Genomic DNA, 16621 nt, shown 5'->3' with positions numbered 1-16621 from the left:
CGCTGCCCGGCGTCCACCAGGCCGTTCCGGCCAACCATGCGGAGAGCTTTCGATGACGGTCTTCTCGCGATATCCCCGGCGCTTGCGCGCCGCTGCCGGCGGCACCCGCGCATGAGCGCCGCCGTCCCGCCGTTCGTCGTCGCCATCCCGGCCCGCTACGCCGCCTCGCGGCTGCCGGGCAAGCCCTTGCGTGCGCTCGGCGGCGAGCCGCTGGTCCGCCACGTGGCGCGGCGTGCGCTCGCCGCCGGTGCCACCCAGGTGTGGGTGGCCGCCGACGATGCGCGCATCGCCGCCGCCGTGGCCGACCTGGACGGCGTGCACGTGGCCACTACCTCCGCCGATCACGCCTCCGGCACCGACCGCCTGGCCGAGTGCGCCGACATCGCCGGCTGGGACGATGCGACCCTGGTGGTCAACCTGCAGGGCGATGAGCCGTTCGCGCCGGTCGCCGGCATCGTCGCGGTGGCCCAGGCCCTGGCCGACAGCGGCGCGGAGATGGCGACCCTGGGCACGCCGGTGGACGCGGCCGAGCACCTGTTCGATCCCAACGTGGTCAAGCTGGTGCGCAGCGCCGCTGGCGATGCGCTGTATTTCAGCCGCGCGCCGATCCCCTGGCACCGCGACGCCTTCGCCGCCTCGCAGACGCAGTTGCCGCTGCCCGGCCCGTGGCTGCGGCATATCGGCATCTACGCCTATCGCGCCGGCTTCCTGCGCCGGTTCGCGGCGATGCCGCCGAGCCCGCTGGAGCGGATCGAGTCGCTGGAGCAGTTGCGGGTGCTGGAAGCCGGCTTCCGCATCGCGGTGGCGTTGTCGCCGGCGCCGTTCCCGCCCGGCGTGGACACGCCCGAGGACCTGGCGCGCGCCGAGGCCTACCTGCAGGGGCAGGCATGAAGCTGCTGCTGGTGTGCCTGGGCAACATCTGCCGTTCGCCGATGGCCGAGGGCGCGCTGCGCCACCACCTGCAGCGCTCGCCGCTGGCGGATGTGGTGGAGGTCGACTCGGCCGGCACCGGCGACTGGCACCGCGGCGAGCCGCCGGATCGGCGCGCGGTCGCCTGCGCCGCCGCCCACGACGTGGACATCGGCGGCCTGCGCGCCCGGCAACTGCGCGACCGCGACTTTGCCGAGTTCGACTGGATCCTGTGCGCCGATGCGGCCAACCTGCGCGACGTGCGCCAGCGCGCCCCGGCGGCGGCGCACGAGCGCGTGGCGCTGTGGCTGCCATGGGCCGGGGTGCACGGCCATCGCGAGATCCCGGATCCGTACACCGGCGGCAGCGCCCAGTTCGAGCAGGTCTGGCAACTGGTAGACGAAGCCGCCGCCGGCAGCGTGGCGCGACTGTCCGTCGACCTCGGCTCCGGCATAATCGGCCGATGAATTCCATCGCCGCCCTGGAACTCCCCGCGTCCGGCGCCTGGCTCAACGCCGAGCCGATCCGCCTGCGCGATCTGCAGGGCCGGGCGCTGGTGCTGGCCTTCGTCAACGCCGCCTCGGTCTGGTGCGCGCAGCGCCTGGCGGAACTCGGCCAGTGGCAGGCGCGCAATCCCGGACGGCTGCAGGTGATCGTGGTGCAGGTGCCGCGTTTCGACAGCGAGCGCGAGCCGCAGCGGGCGCTGAAGCTGCTGCGCAGCCAGGGCGTGTCCGCACCGATGCTGCTCGATGCCGATTGGGCCGCCTGGCAGCGCTTCGGCGTCCAGGCCTGGCCGACTCTGGTCCTGATCGACGCCGGCGGCGTGGAGCGCGAGCGCCTGGTCGGGATCGGCGGCGCGGAACTGGACAAGGCGCTGCACGCGCTCTGCGCCGGGCAGCCGTTGCCGCTGGACGAGGACCTGCGCGACGCCCGCGAGACCCACCCGGAGCCGCGCCTGCCGCTGCGCTTCCCGACCGGCCTGGCGGTGGCCGAGGATCGCCTGTACGTCGCCGACAGCGGCCATCACCGCATCCTCGAATGCAGCACCAGCGGCCGCGTGTTGCGCCAGTTCGGCATCGGCACCGCGGACTTCATCGACGGCGCGATCGGCGAGGCGGCGTTCCACCGCCCGCGCGGGCTGGCCCTGGAGCGCGGCGTGCTGTACGTGGCCGACACCGGCAACCATGCGCTGCGCCGGATCAACCTGCTCACCGGCCAGGTCGATACGCTGTGCGGCAACGGCCGCGCCGGCGAGCCGGTCGAAGGCCCGGTGGAGCAACCGCTGCTGGCGCCGCTGAACCACCCGCAGGACGTGGTGATCGCCGACAACCAGGTGCACCTGGCAATGGCCGGCGACAACCGCATCTGGAGCTACGACCTGGGCAGCCGCAGCCTGCGCTGGCGCGCCGGCGCCGGCGCGCTGGAGCTGCGCGACGGCAGCGGCCACCTGGCCGCGTTCGCGCAGCCCTGCAGCCTGGCCGCGGTGCAGCAGGTGCTGTACGTGTGCGATGCGCTGGGCTCGGCGGTGCGCTCGATGCAGTTGCGCGGCGACCTGGTGCAGACCTTGCTGGGCGGCCAGGGGCCGTGGGATTTCGGCGACGAGGATGGGCCGCGCAGCCGCGCCCGCCTGCAGTTCCCGCAGGCGATCGCGCTGAGCCCGGACGCGCCGCTGCTGTGGATCGCCGACAGCGGCAACGGCAGCCTGCGCAGCCTGCGCCTGGGCGGCGGCGAACTGTCCACCGCGGCCTTGCCGCGGCGCTTGCATGGCCCGGGCGGGCTGGCGGTGAGCGCCGGTACGGTGTGGATCGCCGAGACCGATGCGCATGCGATGCTGCGTTACGACATCGCCAGCGGCGAACTGCACGACGTCGCGATCGGCGAATGAGCACCCCTGAATTGCCCCCGTTCGACGGCAAGGCCTTTGCCGCCAACCTCAGTACCGCGCCCGGCGTCTACCGCATGTACGCCGCGGACGACACCTTGCTCTACGTCGGCAAGGCCGGTGCGCTGCGCAAGCGCGTGTCCAGTTACTTCAGCGGCTCGCCAAAGAACGCGCGGACCATGGCCATGCTGGCGCAGGTGGCGCGCATGGACGTCACCGTCACCCGCAGCGAAGGCGAGGCGCTGCTGCTGGAAAACCAGCTGATCAAGTCGCTGTCGCCGCGCTACAACGTGTCGCTGCGCGACGACAAGAGCTATCCCTACGTGTTGCTGACCCGCGAGGAGTGGCCGCGGATCACCCTGCATCGTGGCCCGCGCGCGGTGCCCGGGCGCTACTTCGGGCCGTATCCCGGCGTCACCGCGGTGCGCGAGACGCTCAACCTGATGCACAAGCTGTTCAAGCTGCGCAGCTGCGAGGACAGCGTGTTCCGCAACCGTTCGCGGCCGTGCCTGCAGTACCAGATCGGCCGCTGCAGCGCGCCGTGCGTGGCGCTGGTGGCGGCCGACGAGTACGCCGAGGCGGTGCGCCGCTCCACGCTGTTCCTGGAAGGGCGCAGCGACCAGCTCGGCGAGGAACTGGTGCAGGCGATGCAGGCCGCCAGCGAACGCCTGGAGTTCGAACGCGCCGCGCGCCTGCGCGATCTGCTTGGCTCGCTGCGCAGCATGCAGAGCCGGCAATACGTGGACGGCCGCGCCGCCGACCTCGACGTGCTGGCCTGCGCCACCCAGGGCGCCAATGCCTGCGTGCTGCTGCTGGCGTTCCGCGACGGCCGCAATCTCGGTACGCGCGCGTTCTTCCCCAAGACCAACGGCGAGGACAGCGCCGCCGAGGTGCTGGGTGCGTTCGTGTCGCAGTACTACGTCGAGCACGCGCCGCCGCGCGAGGTGCTGCTGGACCGCGAGATTCCCGAGGCCGAGCTGATCGAGGCGGCGCTGAGCTCGGCCGCCGAGCGCAAGGTGCAGCTGAAGTGGAACGTGCGCGGCGAGCGCGCCGGCTATCTGGAGCTGGCCAGCCGCAACGCCCAGGCCACCCTGGTCACCGAGCTGACCAGCCGCAACGCCCAGCACGCGCGCAGCGAGGCGCTGCGCGAGATGCTCGGCCTGGCCGAGCCGGTCAAGCGGGTGGAATGCTTCGACATCAGCCACACCATGGGTGAGGCCACGGTGGCCTCGTGCGTGGTGTTCGACGCCAGCGGCCCGGTGCGCAGCCAGTACCGGCGCTACAACATCAGCGGCATCGAGCCGGGCGACGACTACGCGGCGATGCGCCAGGCGATCGAGCGCCGCTTCCGCCGCGCCGCCGAAGGCGAGGGCAAGGGCGATGTGGTGCTGCCGGACGTGCTGCTGATCGATGGTGGCGCCGGCCAGCTGGCGCAGGCCACCGGCGCGCTGGCCGACCTGGGCGTGGACGGGGTGCTGCTGATCGGCGTGGCCAAGGGCGCCGAGCGCCGCGCCGGCCACGAGACCCTGGTGATGCCGGACGGGCGCGAACTGCGGCCGGGCGCGGCGTCGCCGGCGCTGCAGTTCATCCAGCAGGTGCGCGACGAGGCGCACCGCTTCGCCATCACCGGCCACCGCGGGCGCCGCCAGAAGGCGCGCATGACCAGCAAGCTGGAGGACATCCCGGGCATCGGCCCGCGCCGCCGCGCCAGCCTGCTCAAGCATTTTGGCGGATTGGCCGGTCTCAAGGCCGCCGGCGAGGCCGAGATCGCGCGGGTGGAAGGCATCAATGACGCACTGGCCGCACGAATCTACGCTAACCTGCACGGACTGCCGGTGCCCGATCCGGCAGGCGAGTAGAGCAGCGCAATGAAGTTGACCATCCCCACCTGGCTCACGCTGCTGCGGATCGTGATGATCCCCGTGCTGGTGCTGGTGTTCTATCTGCCGTACACCTGGACCAACTTCGCGTCGGCGGCGATCTTCGGCCTGGCCGCGTTCACCGACTGGCTGGACGGCTGGGTGGCGCGGCGCTACCACCAGTACTCCGCGTTCGGCGCGTTCCTGGATCCGGTGGCCGACAAGCTGATGGTGGCGGTGGCGCTGTTCCTGATCGTGCAGGGCCATCCGACGCCGTGGATGGCGTTCTGGGCGGCGGTGATCGTCGGCCGCGAAATCGCGGTGTCGGCGCTGCGCGAATGGATGGCCGAGATCGGCCAGCGCGCCAAGGTGCGGGTGGCGATGATCGGCAAGATCAAGACCACCGCGCAGATGGTGGCGCTGCTGTGCCTGCTGTACTCGGTGATGCCCGATGGCTCGCCGCCGGAGAGCGTGTGGATGGGTTTGTTCATCTTCCACGTCGGCGACTGGACCCTGGCGATCGCGTCGATCCTGACCCTGTTGTCGGGCATCCAGTACCTGCATGCGGCCTGGCCGAGCCTGCGCGACGACGAGCGCGCGGCGATGGCGGAAAAGAACGCGAAAAAAATCGAAGGCAACGGTTGACAGGCTGCGTGGTCCCGGTAGAATTCGCGGCCTCAAGCGGGAATAGCTCAGTTGGTAGAGCGCAACCTTGCCAAGGTTGAGGTCGCGAGTTCGAGTCTCGTTTCCCGCTCCAGATCAGGAAAACAGGACCTTCGGGTCCTGTTTTCGTTTTGGGCGGATGCGCCGCACTGGCAGATGCGTGCATGCGCGTCGAGCCGTCGCGCAGGGCCGTTTCGCTTCATGCGGTCGCCAGCAACGCGATGGCGAACTGCACTGCGTCAGTTGGCCGCGGCCATCGCATCGCGTTGCCGGATGGCCGTGCCACCTGCCGTTGCCGGAAGCGATCCAGCTCGCTGCCTTGGCCTGCCACGCCCGGGTTGGGGTGTAGTGCGCATGCAGGTTGTCGGCTGCTCCACGTTGAACAAGGACGCGCCGTTCGCCATGCGCAATCCCGGCTGGATCAACACGCAGGCACCGTGGCCGCGTTGAGGATGCCGCGGGCGCTGATCGGCATGTACTCGCCGTCGTGCGCTGCCCGCGGCGCGCGCCAGCGGCGAGCGCGTCGTACAGACGCGACCGCGACGCGACACAGGCGCCTTTCCGTTCTCGTGCCGCCTCAGGGCTTGGGTATGGCCGCACGGAAGCCGGCATGCCCGCAGGCGGCGTCGTAGGCGTAGTCGCCGGCGGCAAGCAAATGGCGGCCGCTGTTGATGTGCGCCGGCGGCATTTTCAGCGGCCCGCGCCACTGCACGCTGTCCGGGGTCGCCGCCTTGCCATCGCCGACCGCAAAGCTATAGCCGAACACCGATTGCCCCTTCGCGTCGACGACGTCGAGCCGCAGTTGGGTGGCCTCCGGCACCACGCGCGTGGGATGGCCTGACATCTCTACGGTCTGTTGCAGGCTCGCGGGCGTGGCCGGCGGCACCACCGGGTTGAGCATCATGTAGGACACGCCGGTATCGGGCAGCAACTTGCCGCAGACGCGGTAGTCGCTGCCACTGCCGGGAAAGCTGGCGCAGGCACTGGGCGCCTGCCAGTCGCCCGGCGCATCGGCGGTGGCGGCGCCGCGCTGCAGTTGCACCAGTGCGAATCCCTTCAGCGCCGCCTGGCTGACGCCCAGGGTGATGCCCTTGGCACTGACGATGTAGCCGGGACTCATGCGCTGCGCGCGCATCTGCGCCAGATTGAGGAACGGATTGCGCGCGGCGTCGACGCCGCGGTCATAGCCCACGCCCATCATGCCGAAGGTCGGCGAGATGGTGCTGCAGTTGCGCAGCACCTGGGTGCTGCTGCTCAGCGCGGGGCTGCCATCGTAGCCGGCGCAGGTGGCCGGCACCTGTGCCAGCGGCTTGGGTTGCTTGGCCACGCTGGCGACATCGCAGGTGCACTGCGCGGCCAGCACGGTGATGCGGTCCACCCGCGCGGCGGCGCGTTTGCCGTCGGGCGAGACACCGAGTTGCATCGGCACGTCCACGTACTTGCCGGGGTGATACTTGCTGTCGCTCGAGTAGAAGATGTGACCGGGCGTGCTGGACGCGTCCCAGGCGCTGCGCAACGCGTCGCTCAGCGGTACCACCACGCCGGTGGAACCGGTATCCACCTCCAGCACCTGACTGCCCTTGCTGCGGCCGTCGGCATCGCTGCCGAGCTGCACCCGCACCTGGTAGGCGAACTTGGGCGTGGCCCTCGAGGCCAGCGGCAGATCAACGGTCTGCGTCTGCAGCGCGCAGGTCTGCGCGGCGGCGGTGGCACTTGCGGCCAGGCATAACGCGGTTCCGCTCCAGCGTGTCCATCGGTTCATGGCGATGTCTCGTTTGGGTGTGGCGCCATGCTAGAGCGCGGCGGCATGCCCATCGTGCGCGGATCCGCGCGATGTGGCGCTTGTCTACCGCTGCTGGCGTGGCGCTGTGGTCGGTATTCCAGTGGCGACGCGACGCCACCTGCACACGCGAGGCACGCATCAGGATCCCGGCAACGCCCGCGCGCGCGCAACCCAGGGTTGCCAAGCCGGGGAGCTTGGTACACAATGCAGTCCGTTGTGCGCCGGGCTGATTCAAAAACATCTTTTGAATCAATGCGTTGGACGAGAGCCGTAAGGTATCGTCCGGTTCCCGCCGCAAGGGCCCCGGCAGCGGGGCTTTGTTTTTGTCGGACGCCACAGGCGTTGCGACAAGACGTCAGTCCACCGGCCTGGTGGCAGAGTGGTTATGCAGCGGACTGCAAATCCGCGTACGCCGGTTCAATTCCGACCCAGGCCTCCATTTCGTTTCAACGACTTACGGTCGTTTTCGCGGACCCATCCTGTTCCGCAATTTCCTGGGCTGTTCCGCAATTCTCAGTGCGTTGGGGTTACCTTCGTGCCGCGGGGATTGCGCACGTAGAGCTCGGTCATCACCACCGAGCTGTGTCCGACTCGCGGTTCGCGCTGACGTGCCGCTTGCCCCCCGATGGCATGCCGAGTCACGTACTGACGGACGTGAATGGGCTTGATGGTTTGCGGCGCCGCAGGCTGGTCGGCACACGGCGGCGTCGAACGTAATGCGCCCGCCCAGCTACGAGCATAGGTTGCGAGAGACTTTGTTCGTCTCGCCGGCGACGCATACGACCAGTTCGGCATCTGCCAAGTCGTGATCTCCAGCGATCAATGTGAGCATTTAAGTTGAAGGCCGGGCTAGACCGATAGGGTTGTTCTTGATCAACTCCAAGATGATGCGGATGTTGGTTGACTCGATGATTCCGGTATTCGCCCTGTAGACCAGTGAGTGCTCCGAGTCGCCCTCATATACAGGCTCAGCCACATATCGGAAGCTAGTCACGACACTGCATACCTGAAAATAATTTGAGCCCGGTGGGATAAAAACTACAGGCCCGCCAGAGAATCCAGGGTTGTTGATGCCGTCTAGAAATATCGTTTCGAAACTATCTGCAAAGACCATGGCGGAAACAATTGCTTTTTTGACGAAGGGAAGGGGGTATTTTCCATTAAGTTCGGGGGGCACTTCTGCACGCCATCCGTATGGGAAGCCAAGGAAAAATACGTCCTGGCTCCATATCAGGCCTTTGCTGCTCGCCTCCAAGGGCAGGCGCTGGGACACTTGCATGGAGGAAGCAAACACCGCTACATCTCCTGCTTCGTGGGTGCCAACTAGCTCGACAGGCAGGCCTCGCCATTCCTTGCCTTGCCAGATGCCGATGTAATCACCCGATTGCCATTGCTCAAGCAGGTGATTAGCCGTCACCAAGTACTGAAGACCCTGGACTTCTATGGTGAATAGCGTTCCCACATTATCGCCAATCTTAACTTGACGCACGCAGTGCAGAACATTCGAGTTGATCATGCGCAAGCGGCCTTTCGTCTGGGCGTATTGGGGCTTCCTGGCTAGGCGTCGCTAGTGAAGCGGAAGGCTTTGATCCTAGTCAGAGACGCTACATCAAGTCGCAGCTAATTGGCTATTCCAGGCCCGTGACTCATGTCAACTAGAACAGTCGCCAGTAGGAAGGGGGAGACGCAGTCGACCGCGAGGTTGCGTCCGACAAGGCGGCAGGCCTGAGCCCAAACAGTTGGGATTCTTAGCCTGCCTTCGATACGCCATTTGACGGCTTCTGAGGCGCGATGTTTATCCAGCAGTTCCTGCTCCGAAGCGTTCATGACGCAATAGAACATCCATCTTGGGTCGGACATCACCGGATCCGACGGCGACATGGTCCGCGCCTCGACATAAGGAAACATGTGCGCGACGGCTCCTCGCGCACACGCCGCCTCACCACCGATACGTCGCCGTGGCCGTCACCCGTCGCTGCTCGCCGTAGTAACAGTTGTCGTAGGCGTCGCAGTTGCTGAGGTAGGTCTTGTCGGCGAGATTGTGCACGTTCAAGGCCAGGCTCCAGCGGTCGCCGTCGTAGCCAAGCAGCGCGTCGAACAGGGTGAACGCTGGCACTTCGGCGCGTGCGGCGTCCAGGTCGCCACGGTTGGCGCCGGTATAGCGCGCGCCCAGGCCGAGCCGGATGCCGCTGTCGAAGCGGTAGTCGGCCCACAGTGCTGCGGCGTGGCGCGACACCGCCGACAGCGGCTTGCCCAGCTCGCGCGGGTTGCTGCTGGCGGTCACTTCCACGGTCGGCGTGTAGCTGTAGGAGCCGATCACCTGCAGCCGCGGCAGCGGGTGCAGCGATGCCTCCAGTTCCAGGCCGCGGACCAGCGTTTCGCCGGTCTGGCGCGGGAGGAAGTCCGGGTCGTAGGTCAGGTAGTTGCGCCGGCGCAGGTCGAACACGGCGGCGCTGTACGACTGGGTGCCGCCGTCGGGTTGAAAGCGCAGCCCGGCTTCGTACTGGCGCCCGTTTTCCGGACGGAACGCACGGCCGCTCCGCGGGTCCAGCGTCGCGGTCGGCACGAAGGATTCGCTGTAGCTCAGGTACGGCGCCCAGCCGTTGTCGGCCACGTAGGTCAGGCCGGCGCGCTTGCTCGCCTTGCGTTCGACGATGTCGCTGCGGCTGCCGTCCAGGCGGCTGTCCAGCGTGCTGTCGGCGCGGTCGTAACGCGCGCCGAGGGTGAGCAGCCAGCGCTCGCGCCAGCGCACCTGATCCTGCACGTACAGGCCGGTCTGGCTCACCGTGGCGATGCCGTCGTACCAGGGCGCCGGCATCCGGACCGGATCGCCGTAGACCGGATGGCGGATGTCCAGCGGCGTGGTGGTGCCGCCGCTGTGGCTGACCTGGTCGATGCGCGTGCGTTGGTAGTCCAGGCCGAACAGCAGCGTGTGCTGCATGGCGCCGACGTGCAGGCGCAGCTCGAGCTGGTTGTCCAGGTTCAGCGCGTGCACCGTTTCCTTGCTGTCCGAAGCGGTGCGGCGCAGCCGGGCGAAGTTGGCCGGGTCCAGCGGATCGGCGGGGTTTTCGATGACGAAGCCGCGTCCCTGCACGCTGCGGTAGTCCACCTTCAGGCGGCCGTAGCGGACGTTCTGGCGCAGGCTCAGCACCTCGTTGACGCGGTGTTCGAACAGCGCGGCGAGCATCGCCGTGTCCAGGTCGAAGCGGTTGTAGACCGGGTCGCTCTCGAACAGGCGGCTGGGGAGATGGGTGCCGATCGCGGTCGGCACCAGCGATCCCACCGCCGGCCGCATGCGCAGGTAGACGCCGGCGCGGGTGCGGCCGAACTGCGAGAGCAGGGTGAGGCGGGTGGCGTCGCTGGGCGCCCAGGTCAGCGCCGGGGCCAGGAAGCGGCGGTCGTCGCGCATGCCGCCGGCCGCCAGCTCGGCCTCGCGTGCCAGGGCGGTGAGGCGGTACAGGACGGTGCCGTCCTCGTTGAGCGGTCCGGACAGGTCGCCGGCGAGCTGGCGGCGCTGGTGATCGCCGAGCTGCACTTGCAGTTCGTGCAGTGGTTCGGCGCTCGGCCGCTTGCTGATCGCGTTGACCAGCCCGCCCGGGCCGCTCTGTCCGTACAGCACCGAGGCCGGGCCGCGCAGCACCTCGATGCGCTCGGCGCCATAGCGCTCGATCGGCCAGATGCCCCAGTTGCCGTTGTTGCGCAGCGGCATGCCATCCAGGTAGAAGCCGGGCGCATAGGCGTCGAAGCCGCGCAACGAGATCCAGTCGTAGCGCGAGTCGGTGCCGTAGCGCGTGGGGATCACCCCGGGGGTGTAGCTCAGTGCGTCCTTCAGCGTCTGCGCGCCCTGGGCCTGCATGCGCGCATCATCGATCACCGACAGCGACTGCGGCGTTTCCAGCAGCGTGGTGTCGGTTTTGGTGGCGGTACTGCTGCGCTTGCCGGGGTCGCTGCGCTCGCTGACGCGCACGGTCGGCAGGGTGGTGGCATCCGTCTGCGCGTAGGCCGCGTGTGGGCCGGCCGTGGCGAGGACGGCGAGGGCGGCGGCCAGCGGTGCGACGCGGCGGTGGCGGCGCGCGAACGCCGGGCGGAAGAACGTGGGCGACATCAGGCGGCTCCTTCGTTGCAGTGCCTGTGCGCGACGAACGAAGCGCACAGGCGGAGGGAAGGGCTGCCTGGGCGTGGGCCTGGGTGGCGAGGAAAGGGCATGGGTCCGCCGCCGCGGCGGCGGACCGATGCGCATGCAAGACGATGCGCGGGGATGGGTTACCAGCGGATGCCTTCGAACGGGTTCCAACTGGTGCTGCCCTTCACCTTGTCCAGATAGTAGGCGTAGTTGGCGGTCATGCCGACCAGGATCGAGTAGGCGATGCCGAAGGCCCGACTGGCCGCGTCCGGAAGGAAGGCCAGCGCAATCCCGCAGCACAGCGAGATGGCGAGCAGCATCAGCGCCTTGCGCCACAACCCGATCACGAACAGGTAGATGAAGCCGAAGAAGAAGGCGAACCAGTTCATGTTGAGACGCAGCTTGTCCTTGAACGGCAGCGCTTTCATCGCTTCCTTGAAGGTCGCCGACTTGGGTTCGCCGTGGGTGTCGTAGAAGTTGAAGCGGAACTGCCATTTCGGGCTGTACTGGCTGTAGTCGTGGGTCATGCTTTGCATCGGGGTTCTCTTCTGCGGGTGGATGGGGCGGGGGAATGCAGGGAATGGCGCCAACGCACGCGACGCCGCCGCTGCGAGTCGTGTCGTCGCGTTGACCTTTGGCGATGTCGGAGGCACCGTATGCGCGGCCTGGCGATGTGGCCTGCAGCAGTGGTCGGCTGTGTCGCCGGGCGTGCGAGGCGAAGGCCGAGGTCTTTGCCGGTCTCGATCCTGCAGTCGACAGGGAGCGTGTGATGGTGTCGAAGGGAATGTCCGCCACGGCGCGCTGCGCGCTGCCGCTGCTCATCGCCGTGCTGTCCGCTGCGCCCGCCGCGGCCAGGGAGACGCTGCAGTGCCCCGGGCGCCTGCGCATCGCCGAGGCACAGTTGCAGAGCCCCGACGTGCCGGCAGGTGCCCGCGTCGATCTCGCCGCCGCGCCGCCGCTGCGGCTGTTCTCCAGCGGTGTCTATTCCGGGCCGCCGCGCGAGATTGCTGCGCTGGTGCCGAGCAACGAGGACAGCCGTCGTCCCGGCGATGCGGGCGTGTCGGTCTGGCGCTTCGATGCACCCGATTCGCATGGCCTCTATCTGGTGTGTGGATACGGGCCTGACGGCAGGGTGCAGGTCTCCCGGCGTGTCGGCGACGTCGCGCGCTGCGAAGCGAGGCCGCTGCGTCCGAGCAGTGCCGATCCGGCCGCCGGCACCCTGTTCGTGTGCGAGTGAGGCCGCGCGATGACACGTGCGCGCAAGGCCGTGGCGATCGCCGCGCAGGTGCTGTCCTGGGGCGGCTATGCGTTGGGCATGCTGCTGCTGTATGCCGTGTCCGGTAGCCCGTACGCATGGGTGGACGGTACGGATCCGCAGCTGTCCTCGGCCAATTTCCAGGACAGCGGCAACGGTCGGCTGGTCGGCCTGTGCGTCCTGGCCGCGCTGCTGCTGTTGCAGGGCGTGCACGCGCTGCTGAGCCGCCGCCGCAGCGTGCGCCTGTGCTGTCTGGCGGCGATGGTGACCGCCTGCCTGGCCTGGTACTGCTGGAACTGAGCGCAGGCTCCAGGCCGCGTGTGTGCGGGACTGACGCAGGCACGCGAACGCCACGCGGCGCGTGCCGCGAGCGGTGACGTCCTTGTCGCGCGTGGTGCGGTGCTGCATCGGGAGAACGGTCGTCCAGGACGGCAGAGCGGCCGGCGCCGCGTGCGTCGACGCGATTCCAGCGGTAAACAGGAAAGTCCTGTTGAAGAGACGAGCGAGGGGCGGCGATCCCTACCTGGCCTGGCGGCGGGGATTGGGGAGTCGGGATTGGGGATTGGTCAGTGCGGCACAGCGCGCGCCTGACGGTGTCGCCGGTGATGGCAAGCAGTGCGCTCGTGCGCGGATCGCGGCCGACCCGCGCCGCAGGCTCAGTCCTGCGGCGTTTGCGCTGCGACCTCGCGTGCCTTGCGCTGCATGCGCCGGCGCACCAGCCAGGCTGCCGCGGTCAGCAGCGCCAGGCCGGCCGCGCCCAGGGCGAGCCGTTGCGTGTGCACGAACTGGCGTACGGCCTGGCCGCGCTCGATCCACAGGCGCCGCCGCGCGCCCTCGAAATCCGGCGTCTCGCAGGCGCCCACGCCGAACACATAGGCCTTGCCGGGCACCGGATTGAGTGCGCCGTGCGCGACATAGCGCTGGTAGGACCGACGCGCCTGCGCGGGGTCGAGGGTGATCAGCCAGTCGGTCGCCTGGCACAGCACGGCGGCGTAGGCCTGGCTGCGTGCGGGCAGGTCGTCGGCGGCGCGATCGGCCAGGGCGGCGGCGATCCAGCGATAGTGGTAGCGGCGGTAAGGCTGCGCGGCGGTGGCGTTCCAGCGCTGCGCTTCGGCGGCGGCGATCAGGCCACCGGGGCGCAGCTGCGCATGCGCCGTGGCTTCGGCATAGTTGCCGGCGTAGACCCGGTTGTCCGGCCCCAGTTCGTAGCCCAGCAGTTCCATGCCCTGGCGGCGCGCGATCAGGGCGGCCCGGTAATTGCCCTCGGCGCGGCCGATGCCGGTCCAGGCGGAGGTACCTTGCCGCCGCGCATCGCGATAACGGCGCGCCGCCTCGCGCAATTCGGGCTGGGCGAAGTAGGGCAGCGCATCGTCGTAGCGGCCGTCGCGCATCAGCCGGCGTGCCAGCAGCTCGCGCAGTTTCAGGGCCGGCGTCCGTTCCCAATACTCCGGCGCCGCGTTGGCGGTGGCCGGCGGCGTGGCGGGCACGTGGCGATCCACGTAGTCCTGCAGTTCCTGCACGGTGAGGACGCGCTCGGCAACCGCGGCGGCGTCTTCCCAGTAGAGGTCGCCGCTGCGGTACAGCTGTGCGAACGCCTCCACGTAGCTGCCGCGTTGCAGCGCCAGGATCGCCGCTTCGCCCTCGATGCGGCACTGCGGTTTGAGCGTCTCGTTGCTCCAGTCGCCATTGCGGCGCGTGCCCCAGTCCTCGTTCGGCGGGAAGCGCCGGGATGCCTGCGCGTAGGCCTGTGCGGCGCGCGCGGCGTCGCCGTCGCGCAGTGCCATCTTGGCGCGCAGCCACCAGGCCAGGCCGCTGTCGCCGGCGTGTGCGAGCAGGCGCGCGGTGCCGGGGTAATCGCCCTGGCGATAGGCCAGCGCGGCCAGGCGATCGGCGTCTTCCATCGGATCGCCCGCGGCGTCCTGCAGCAGGTTCAGGAAGCGCGCCGAGGACAGCACGCTGCCGGAGTCGGCATCGAAGGCGTGGCTGTCGCTGAGCAGCCGGGCGATCAACAGCCGCCGCACCGCCTGCCCCTGCAACAGCGGCGCCAGTTCGGCATCGCTGCGGCGGGCGAGATCGGCGGCCACCTGCTTGAGCGAACTCAGGCCGGTGTCCGAGCCCTGTGCCGCCTGCACCGCGTACAGGTCGATCGCGCCGTTCCAGTCGCCGCTGGCGAGCAGCAGACGCGCCTCCTCGCCGAGGCTGGCGATGCCCAGCTCCAGCGGATCGTCGAATCCGGCCAGGCGCAACGCGCGGGTCTGCTGGAAGGCCTGCCGCGCCTGCTGCCGGTACGCCTGCCGCTGCGGCGCGGCATCGCCGGCCAGCGCGCCGTCGGCGGCCAGCGCCAGGCTGCGTCCCAGCGAATAGGCGGCCCACGTGCTGCGCGCCCGGCGCTGTGCCTCGGGCAGGGCCAGCACCTGGCGAAAGTAGTCCGCGGCCGACGGATAGCGGCCCTGCGCGAACGCCACCGCGCCGGCGGTGTACAGGCGCAGTTCCGGCGGCAGGTCGGCGCCGTCGCTGTCCGCCTGCTGCGCATCGTCCAGCGCGCGCAGTTGTTCGATCCGCGCGAACCGCGCGGCGCCCAGTTGCCTGCGTTCGACGTCGTCGCGCTGTTGCGGGAACTGCGCGCCGGCGTCCCAGTAGCGCGGCAGGGTCGCGGTGCCGGCGCGGCCGAGGCCGGCGATCGGTGCGCCCAGGCGCTGCACTTCGCGAGCGAAGCTGCCTTCGGGCAATTGCGCCAGCGCGCCGGCACGGTCGTCGAGCAGGCGGTACGGGAACTCCGGGCCGCAGGCGCGGGCGCCGCCCAGCGGCAGCAGGAGCAGCATCAGCGCGGCGGCAAGCGTGGCCGCGGGTCGGGAATCACGGCAGGACATCGATGGCACCTGTGTGCAGGCGGCGGCAGCGGACCCAGCCGAGCGCGCGGCGTTCTCCGGCGGCCAGGGGTTGGGATGCGCGAGTGCGTTCGAAGCGGGGCGACGGTGCCGGCCATTGCAGCCGGTAATCGCCGAGTGCGTCGCCGGCTTCGCAGGCGCTGCCGCGCAGGACCACGCGCTGCGGCGGCGTGGCCGCGGTCGTGCCATCGTTCGCGAGCGTCAGGTCGTAGACCGGGCCGGTGCCGCTGGCCTGCACCTGCACGGCGGTCTGGAGCGGACGTCCGTGCACCACGGCCTGCAGTGTCGCCAGCGGCCAGGCGCGGCGGTCGCCCGGCAGCGGCAGGCGGAACCAGACGATGCCGGCCAGGTGCGACGGGCGGCGCGCACTCAGCGCATCGACGAAGGCGGCGAGCTGCTGCGGCGACACGCGCAGTTCGCGGCGTGCGCCGCTCGCAGCCAGCGGTACCTCGCTTTCGATCAGCGGTGCGGCGTCGGCGTCGGTGCCGTCGACCAGGGCCACGCCGTAGGCCGGCAGGGCCAGCCAGAACGGCGTGGCGCTGCGCTGGGCGTAACGGTCGGCCCAGCGTCGCGCCCGCGCCGGATCGAACAGGCCGGTCGTCGGTGCGTCCACCGCATGCACCTGCAGCACCGAGCTGTCGACCGTGCGCAGCAGCGACGTCAGCGCGGGGCTGTCCAGCCAGGCGGGCAGGGCGGTGATGCTCAGCGCCAGGTCGGCCGGCAGCGTGCCGCGCAGATGCCGCAGCAGCGCGGCATAGGCGGGCAGGCGCGCGGTGGCGCAGTCGTGGTCGATCTCCACGCCGCGCAGCGCCACCCCGGCGGTGCGCCAAGTGCGCACCACCTGCAGCACCTCGGCGTCGATGCGCGTCGCGTCCAGTTGCGCCAATTGCCCGTCAAGCCGCACCACCGCGATCACCGGGCGGCCATCGGCGGCGAGCTGCCGCAGATCCACCGTGGCGCGGCCCCAGCCGGCGCGCGGATGCGCCTGCAGCGCGAGTACGCGCAACGTCGAGAAGTCCGCGCGGGTCTGCGCCAGCGCCACCGCGTGCGCGCCACTCCACTGCCGCTGCCAGACGTAGACCTGGTGTTCCAGCGGCGCCGGTGCCGACGCCGCACAGCCACCAAGCAGCAGACTCAGCCCGAGCAGCGCGCAGCGCAGCGACACGACAGCTGCGTCAGGACAGGCACGGCCGCATGCGGCCGCGGCACGGGAATGACGCCGTCAGGCCGGCAGTGCCCGGAACGTGGCATGCCGTGGC

Annotated in this window: 14 protein-coding genes and 2 tRNA genes; 9 read left to right on the top strand and 7 right to left on the bottom strand. The window is 69.7% G+C overall.

Annotation, left to right across the window (positions count from 1 at the left end; all coding sequences use genetic code 11):
• Nucleotides 1–111 precede the first annotated feature (111 nt).
• From kdsB to AC1PMG_RS12885, 6 genes are all read left to right on the top strand, one after another.
• The gene (gene kdsB / locus AC1PMG_RS12910; RefSeq protein WP_481109146.1) at nucleotides 112–891 is read left to right on the top strand and encodes a 3-deoxy-manno-octulosonate cytidylyltransferase; all 780 of its coding nucleotides are present in this window, start codon (nucleotides 112–114) and stop codon (nucleotides 889–891) included.
• Nucleotides 888–1376 (top strand): low molecular weight protein-tyrosine-phosphatase, encoded by a 489-nt coding sequence (locus tag AC1PMG_RS12905; protein WP_481109145.1) that lies wholly within the window; start codon nucleotides 888–890, stop codon nucleotides 1374–1376. The genes kdsB and AC1PMG_RS12905 overlap by 4 nt, the downstream gene beginning before the upstream one ends.
• Complete coding sequence (locus AC1PMG_RS12900) at nucleotides 1373–2794, top strand: hypothetical protein (RefSeq protein ID WP_481109144.1); 1422 nt, start codon at nucleotides 1373–1375, stop codon at nucleotides 2792–2794. The genes AC1PMG_RS12905 and AC1PMG_RS12900 overlap by 4 nt, the downstream gene beginning before the upstream one ends.
• Nucleotides 2791–4650 (top strand): excinuclease ABC subunit UvrC, encoded by a 1860-nt coding sequence (gene uvrC, locus AC1PMG_RS12895; RefSeq protein WP_481109143.1) that lies wholly within the window; start codon nucleotides 2791–2793, stop codon nucleotides 4648–4650. The genes AC1PMG_RS12900 and uvrC overlap by 4 nt, the downstream gene beginning before the upstream one ends.
• Before the next feature lie 9 nt (nucleotides 4651–4659).
• Nucleotides 4660–5295, top strand: a complete 636-nt coding sequence (gene pgsA / locus AC1PMG_RS12890) for a CDP-diacylglycerol--glycerol-3-phosphate 3-phosphatidyltransferase (protein WP_017912639.1) — start codon at nucleotides 4660–4662, stop codon at nucleotides 5293–5295.
• 36 nt (nucleotides 5296–5331) lie between these two features.
• Nucleotides 5332–5407 (top strand) — tRNA-Gly (locus AC1PMG_RS12885).
• A 483-nt stretch (nucleotides 5408–5890) separates the two neighbouring features.
• On the opposite strand, the gene AC1PMG_RS12880 is transcribed toward AC1PMG_RS12885, so the two are convergent.
• On the bottom strand, nucleotides 5891–7075 hold the full coding sequence (locus AC1PMG_RS12880) for a hypothetical protein (protein WP_481109142.1): 1185 nt from the start codon (nucleotides 7073–7075) through the stop codon (nucleotides 5891–5893).
• A 386-nt stretch (nucleotides 7076–7461) separates the two neighbouring features.
• Here AC1PMG_RS12880 and AC1PMG_RS12875 point away from each other — a divergent pair.
• Nucleotides 7462–7535: transfer RNA gene (locus AC1PMG_RS12875), tRNA-Cys, on the top strand.
• Between the two features lie 393 nt (nucleotides 7536–7928).
• Here AC1PMG_RS12875 and AC1PMG_RS12870 read toward each other — a convergent pair.
• The 4 genes from AC1PMG_RS12870 to AC1PMG_RS12855 form a co-directional block, all read right to left on the bottom strand.
• Complete coding sequence (locus tag AC1PMG_RS12870) at nucleotides 7929–8612, bottom strand: trypsin-like peptidase domain-containing protein (protein WP_481109141.1); 684 nt, start codon at nucleotides 8610–8612, stop codon at nucleotides 7929–7931.
• A 104-nt stretch (nucleotides 8613–8716) separates the two neighbouring features.
• Entirely contained in the window at nucleotides 8717–9004 is a 288-nt protein-coding gene (locus AC1PMG_RS12865) for a hypothetical protein (protein ID WP_481109140.1), read from the bottom strand.
• A gap of 31 nt (nucleotides 9005–9035) precedes the next feature.
• Nucleotides 9036–11201 carry a TonB-dependent siderophore receptor gene (locus tag AC1PMG_RS12860; protein WP_481109139.1) on the bottom strand — a complete coding sequence of 722 codons (2166 nt, stop codon included), beginning with the start codon at nucleotides 11199–11201 and terminating at the stop codon, nucleotides 9036–9038.
• Between the two features lie 158 nt (nucleotides 11202–11359).
• The gene (locus tag AC1PMG_RS12855; protein ID WP_481109138.1) at nucleotides 11360–11755 is read right to left on the bottom strand and encodes a DUF2628 domain-containing protein; all 396 of its coding nucleotides are present in this window, start codon (nucleotides 11753–11755) and stop codon (nucleotides 11360–11362) included.
• 248 nt (nucleotides 11756–12003) lie between these two features.
• Here AC1PMG_RS12855 and AC1PMG_RS12850 point away from each other — a divergent pair, with 248 nt between their 5' ends.
• Nucleotides 12004–12456, top strand: coding sequence for an STY0301 family protein (locus AC1PMG_RS12850; RefSeq protein WP_481109137.1), 453 nt, complete (start codon nucleotides 12004–12006; stop codon nucleotides 12454–12456).
• 9 nt (nucleotides 12457–12465) lie between these two features.
• Nucleotides 12466–12774 (top strand): hypothetical protein, encoded by a 309-nt coding sequence (locus AC1PMG_RS12845; RefSeq protein ID WP_043095823.1) that lies wholly within the window; start codon nucleotides 12466–12468, stop codon nucleotides 12772–12774.
• 356 nt (nucleotides 12775–13130) lie between these two features.
• Here AC1PMG_RS12845 and AC1PMG_RS12840 read toward each other — a convergent pair whose 3' ends face one another.
• Both AC1PMG_RS12840 and AC1PMG_RS12835 read right to left on the bottom strand, forming a co-directional pair.
• Nucleotides 13131–15344 carry a hypothetical protein gene (locus AC1PMG_RS12840; protein WP_481109136.1) on the bottom strand — a complete coding sequence of 738 codons (2214 nt, stop codon included), beginning with the start codon at nucleotides 15342–15344 and terminating at the stop codon, nucleotides 13131–13133.
• A complete protein-coding gene (locus tag AC1PMG_RS12835; protein WP_481109135.1) occupies nucleotides 15331–16527 on the bottom strand; it encodes a DUF3142 domain-containing protein in 1197 nt (398 codons plus the stop codon). Before AC1PMG_RS12835 ends, AC1PMG_RS12840 begins: the two co-directional genes overlap by 14 nt.
• Nucleotides 16528–16621 lie beyond the last annotated feature (94 nt).

This window comes from Xanthomonas sp. NCPPB 2250, from assembly GCF_056725265.1.
Note: the sequence above shows the minus strand (reverse complement) of the source record. Positions and strands in the feature narration are given on the sequence as shown.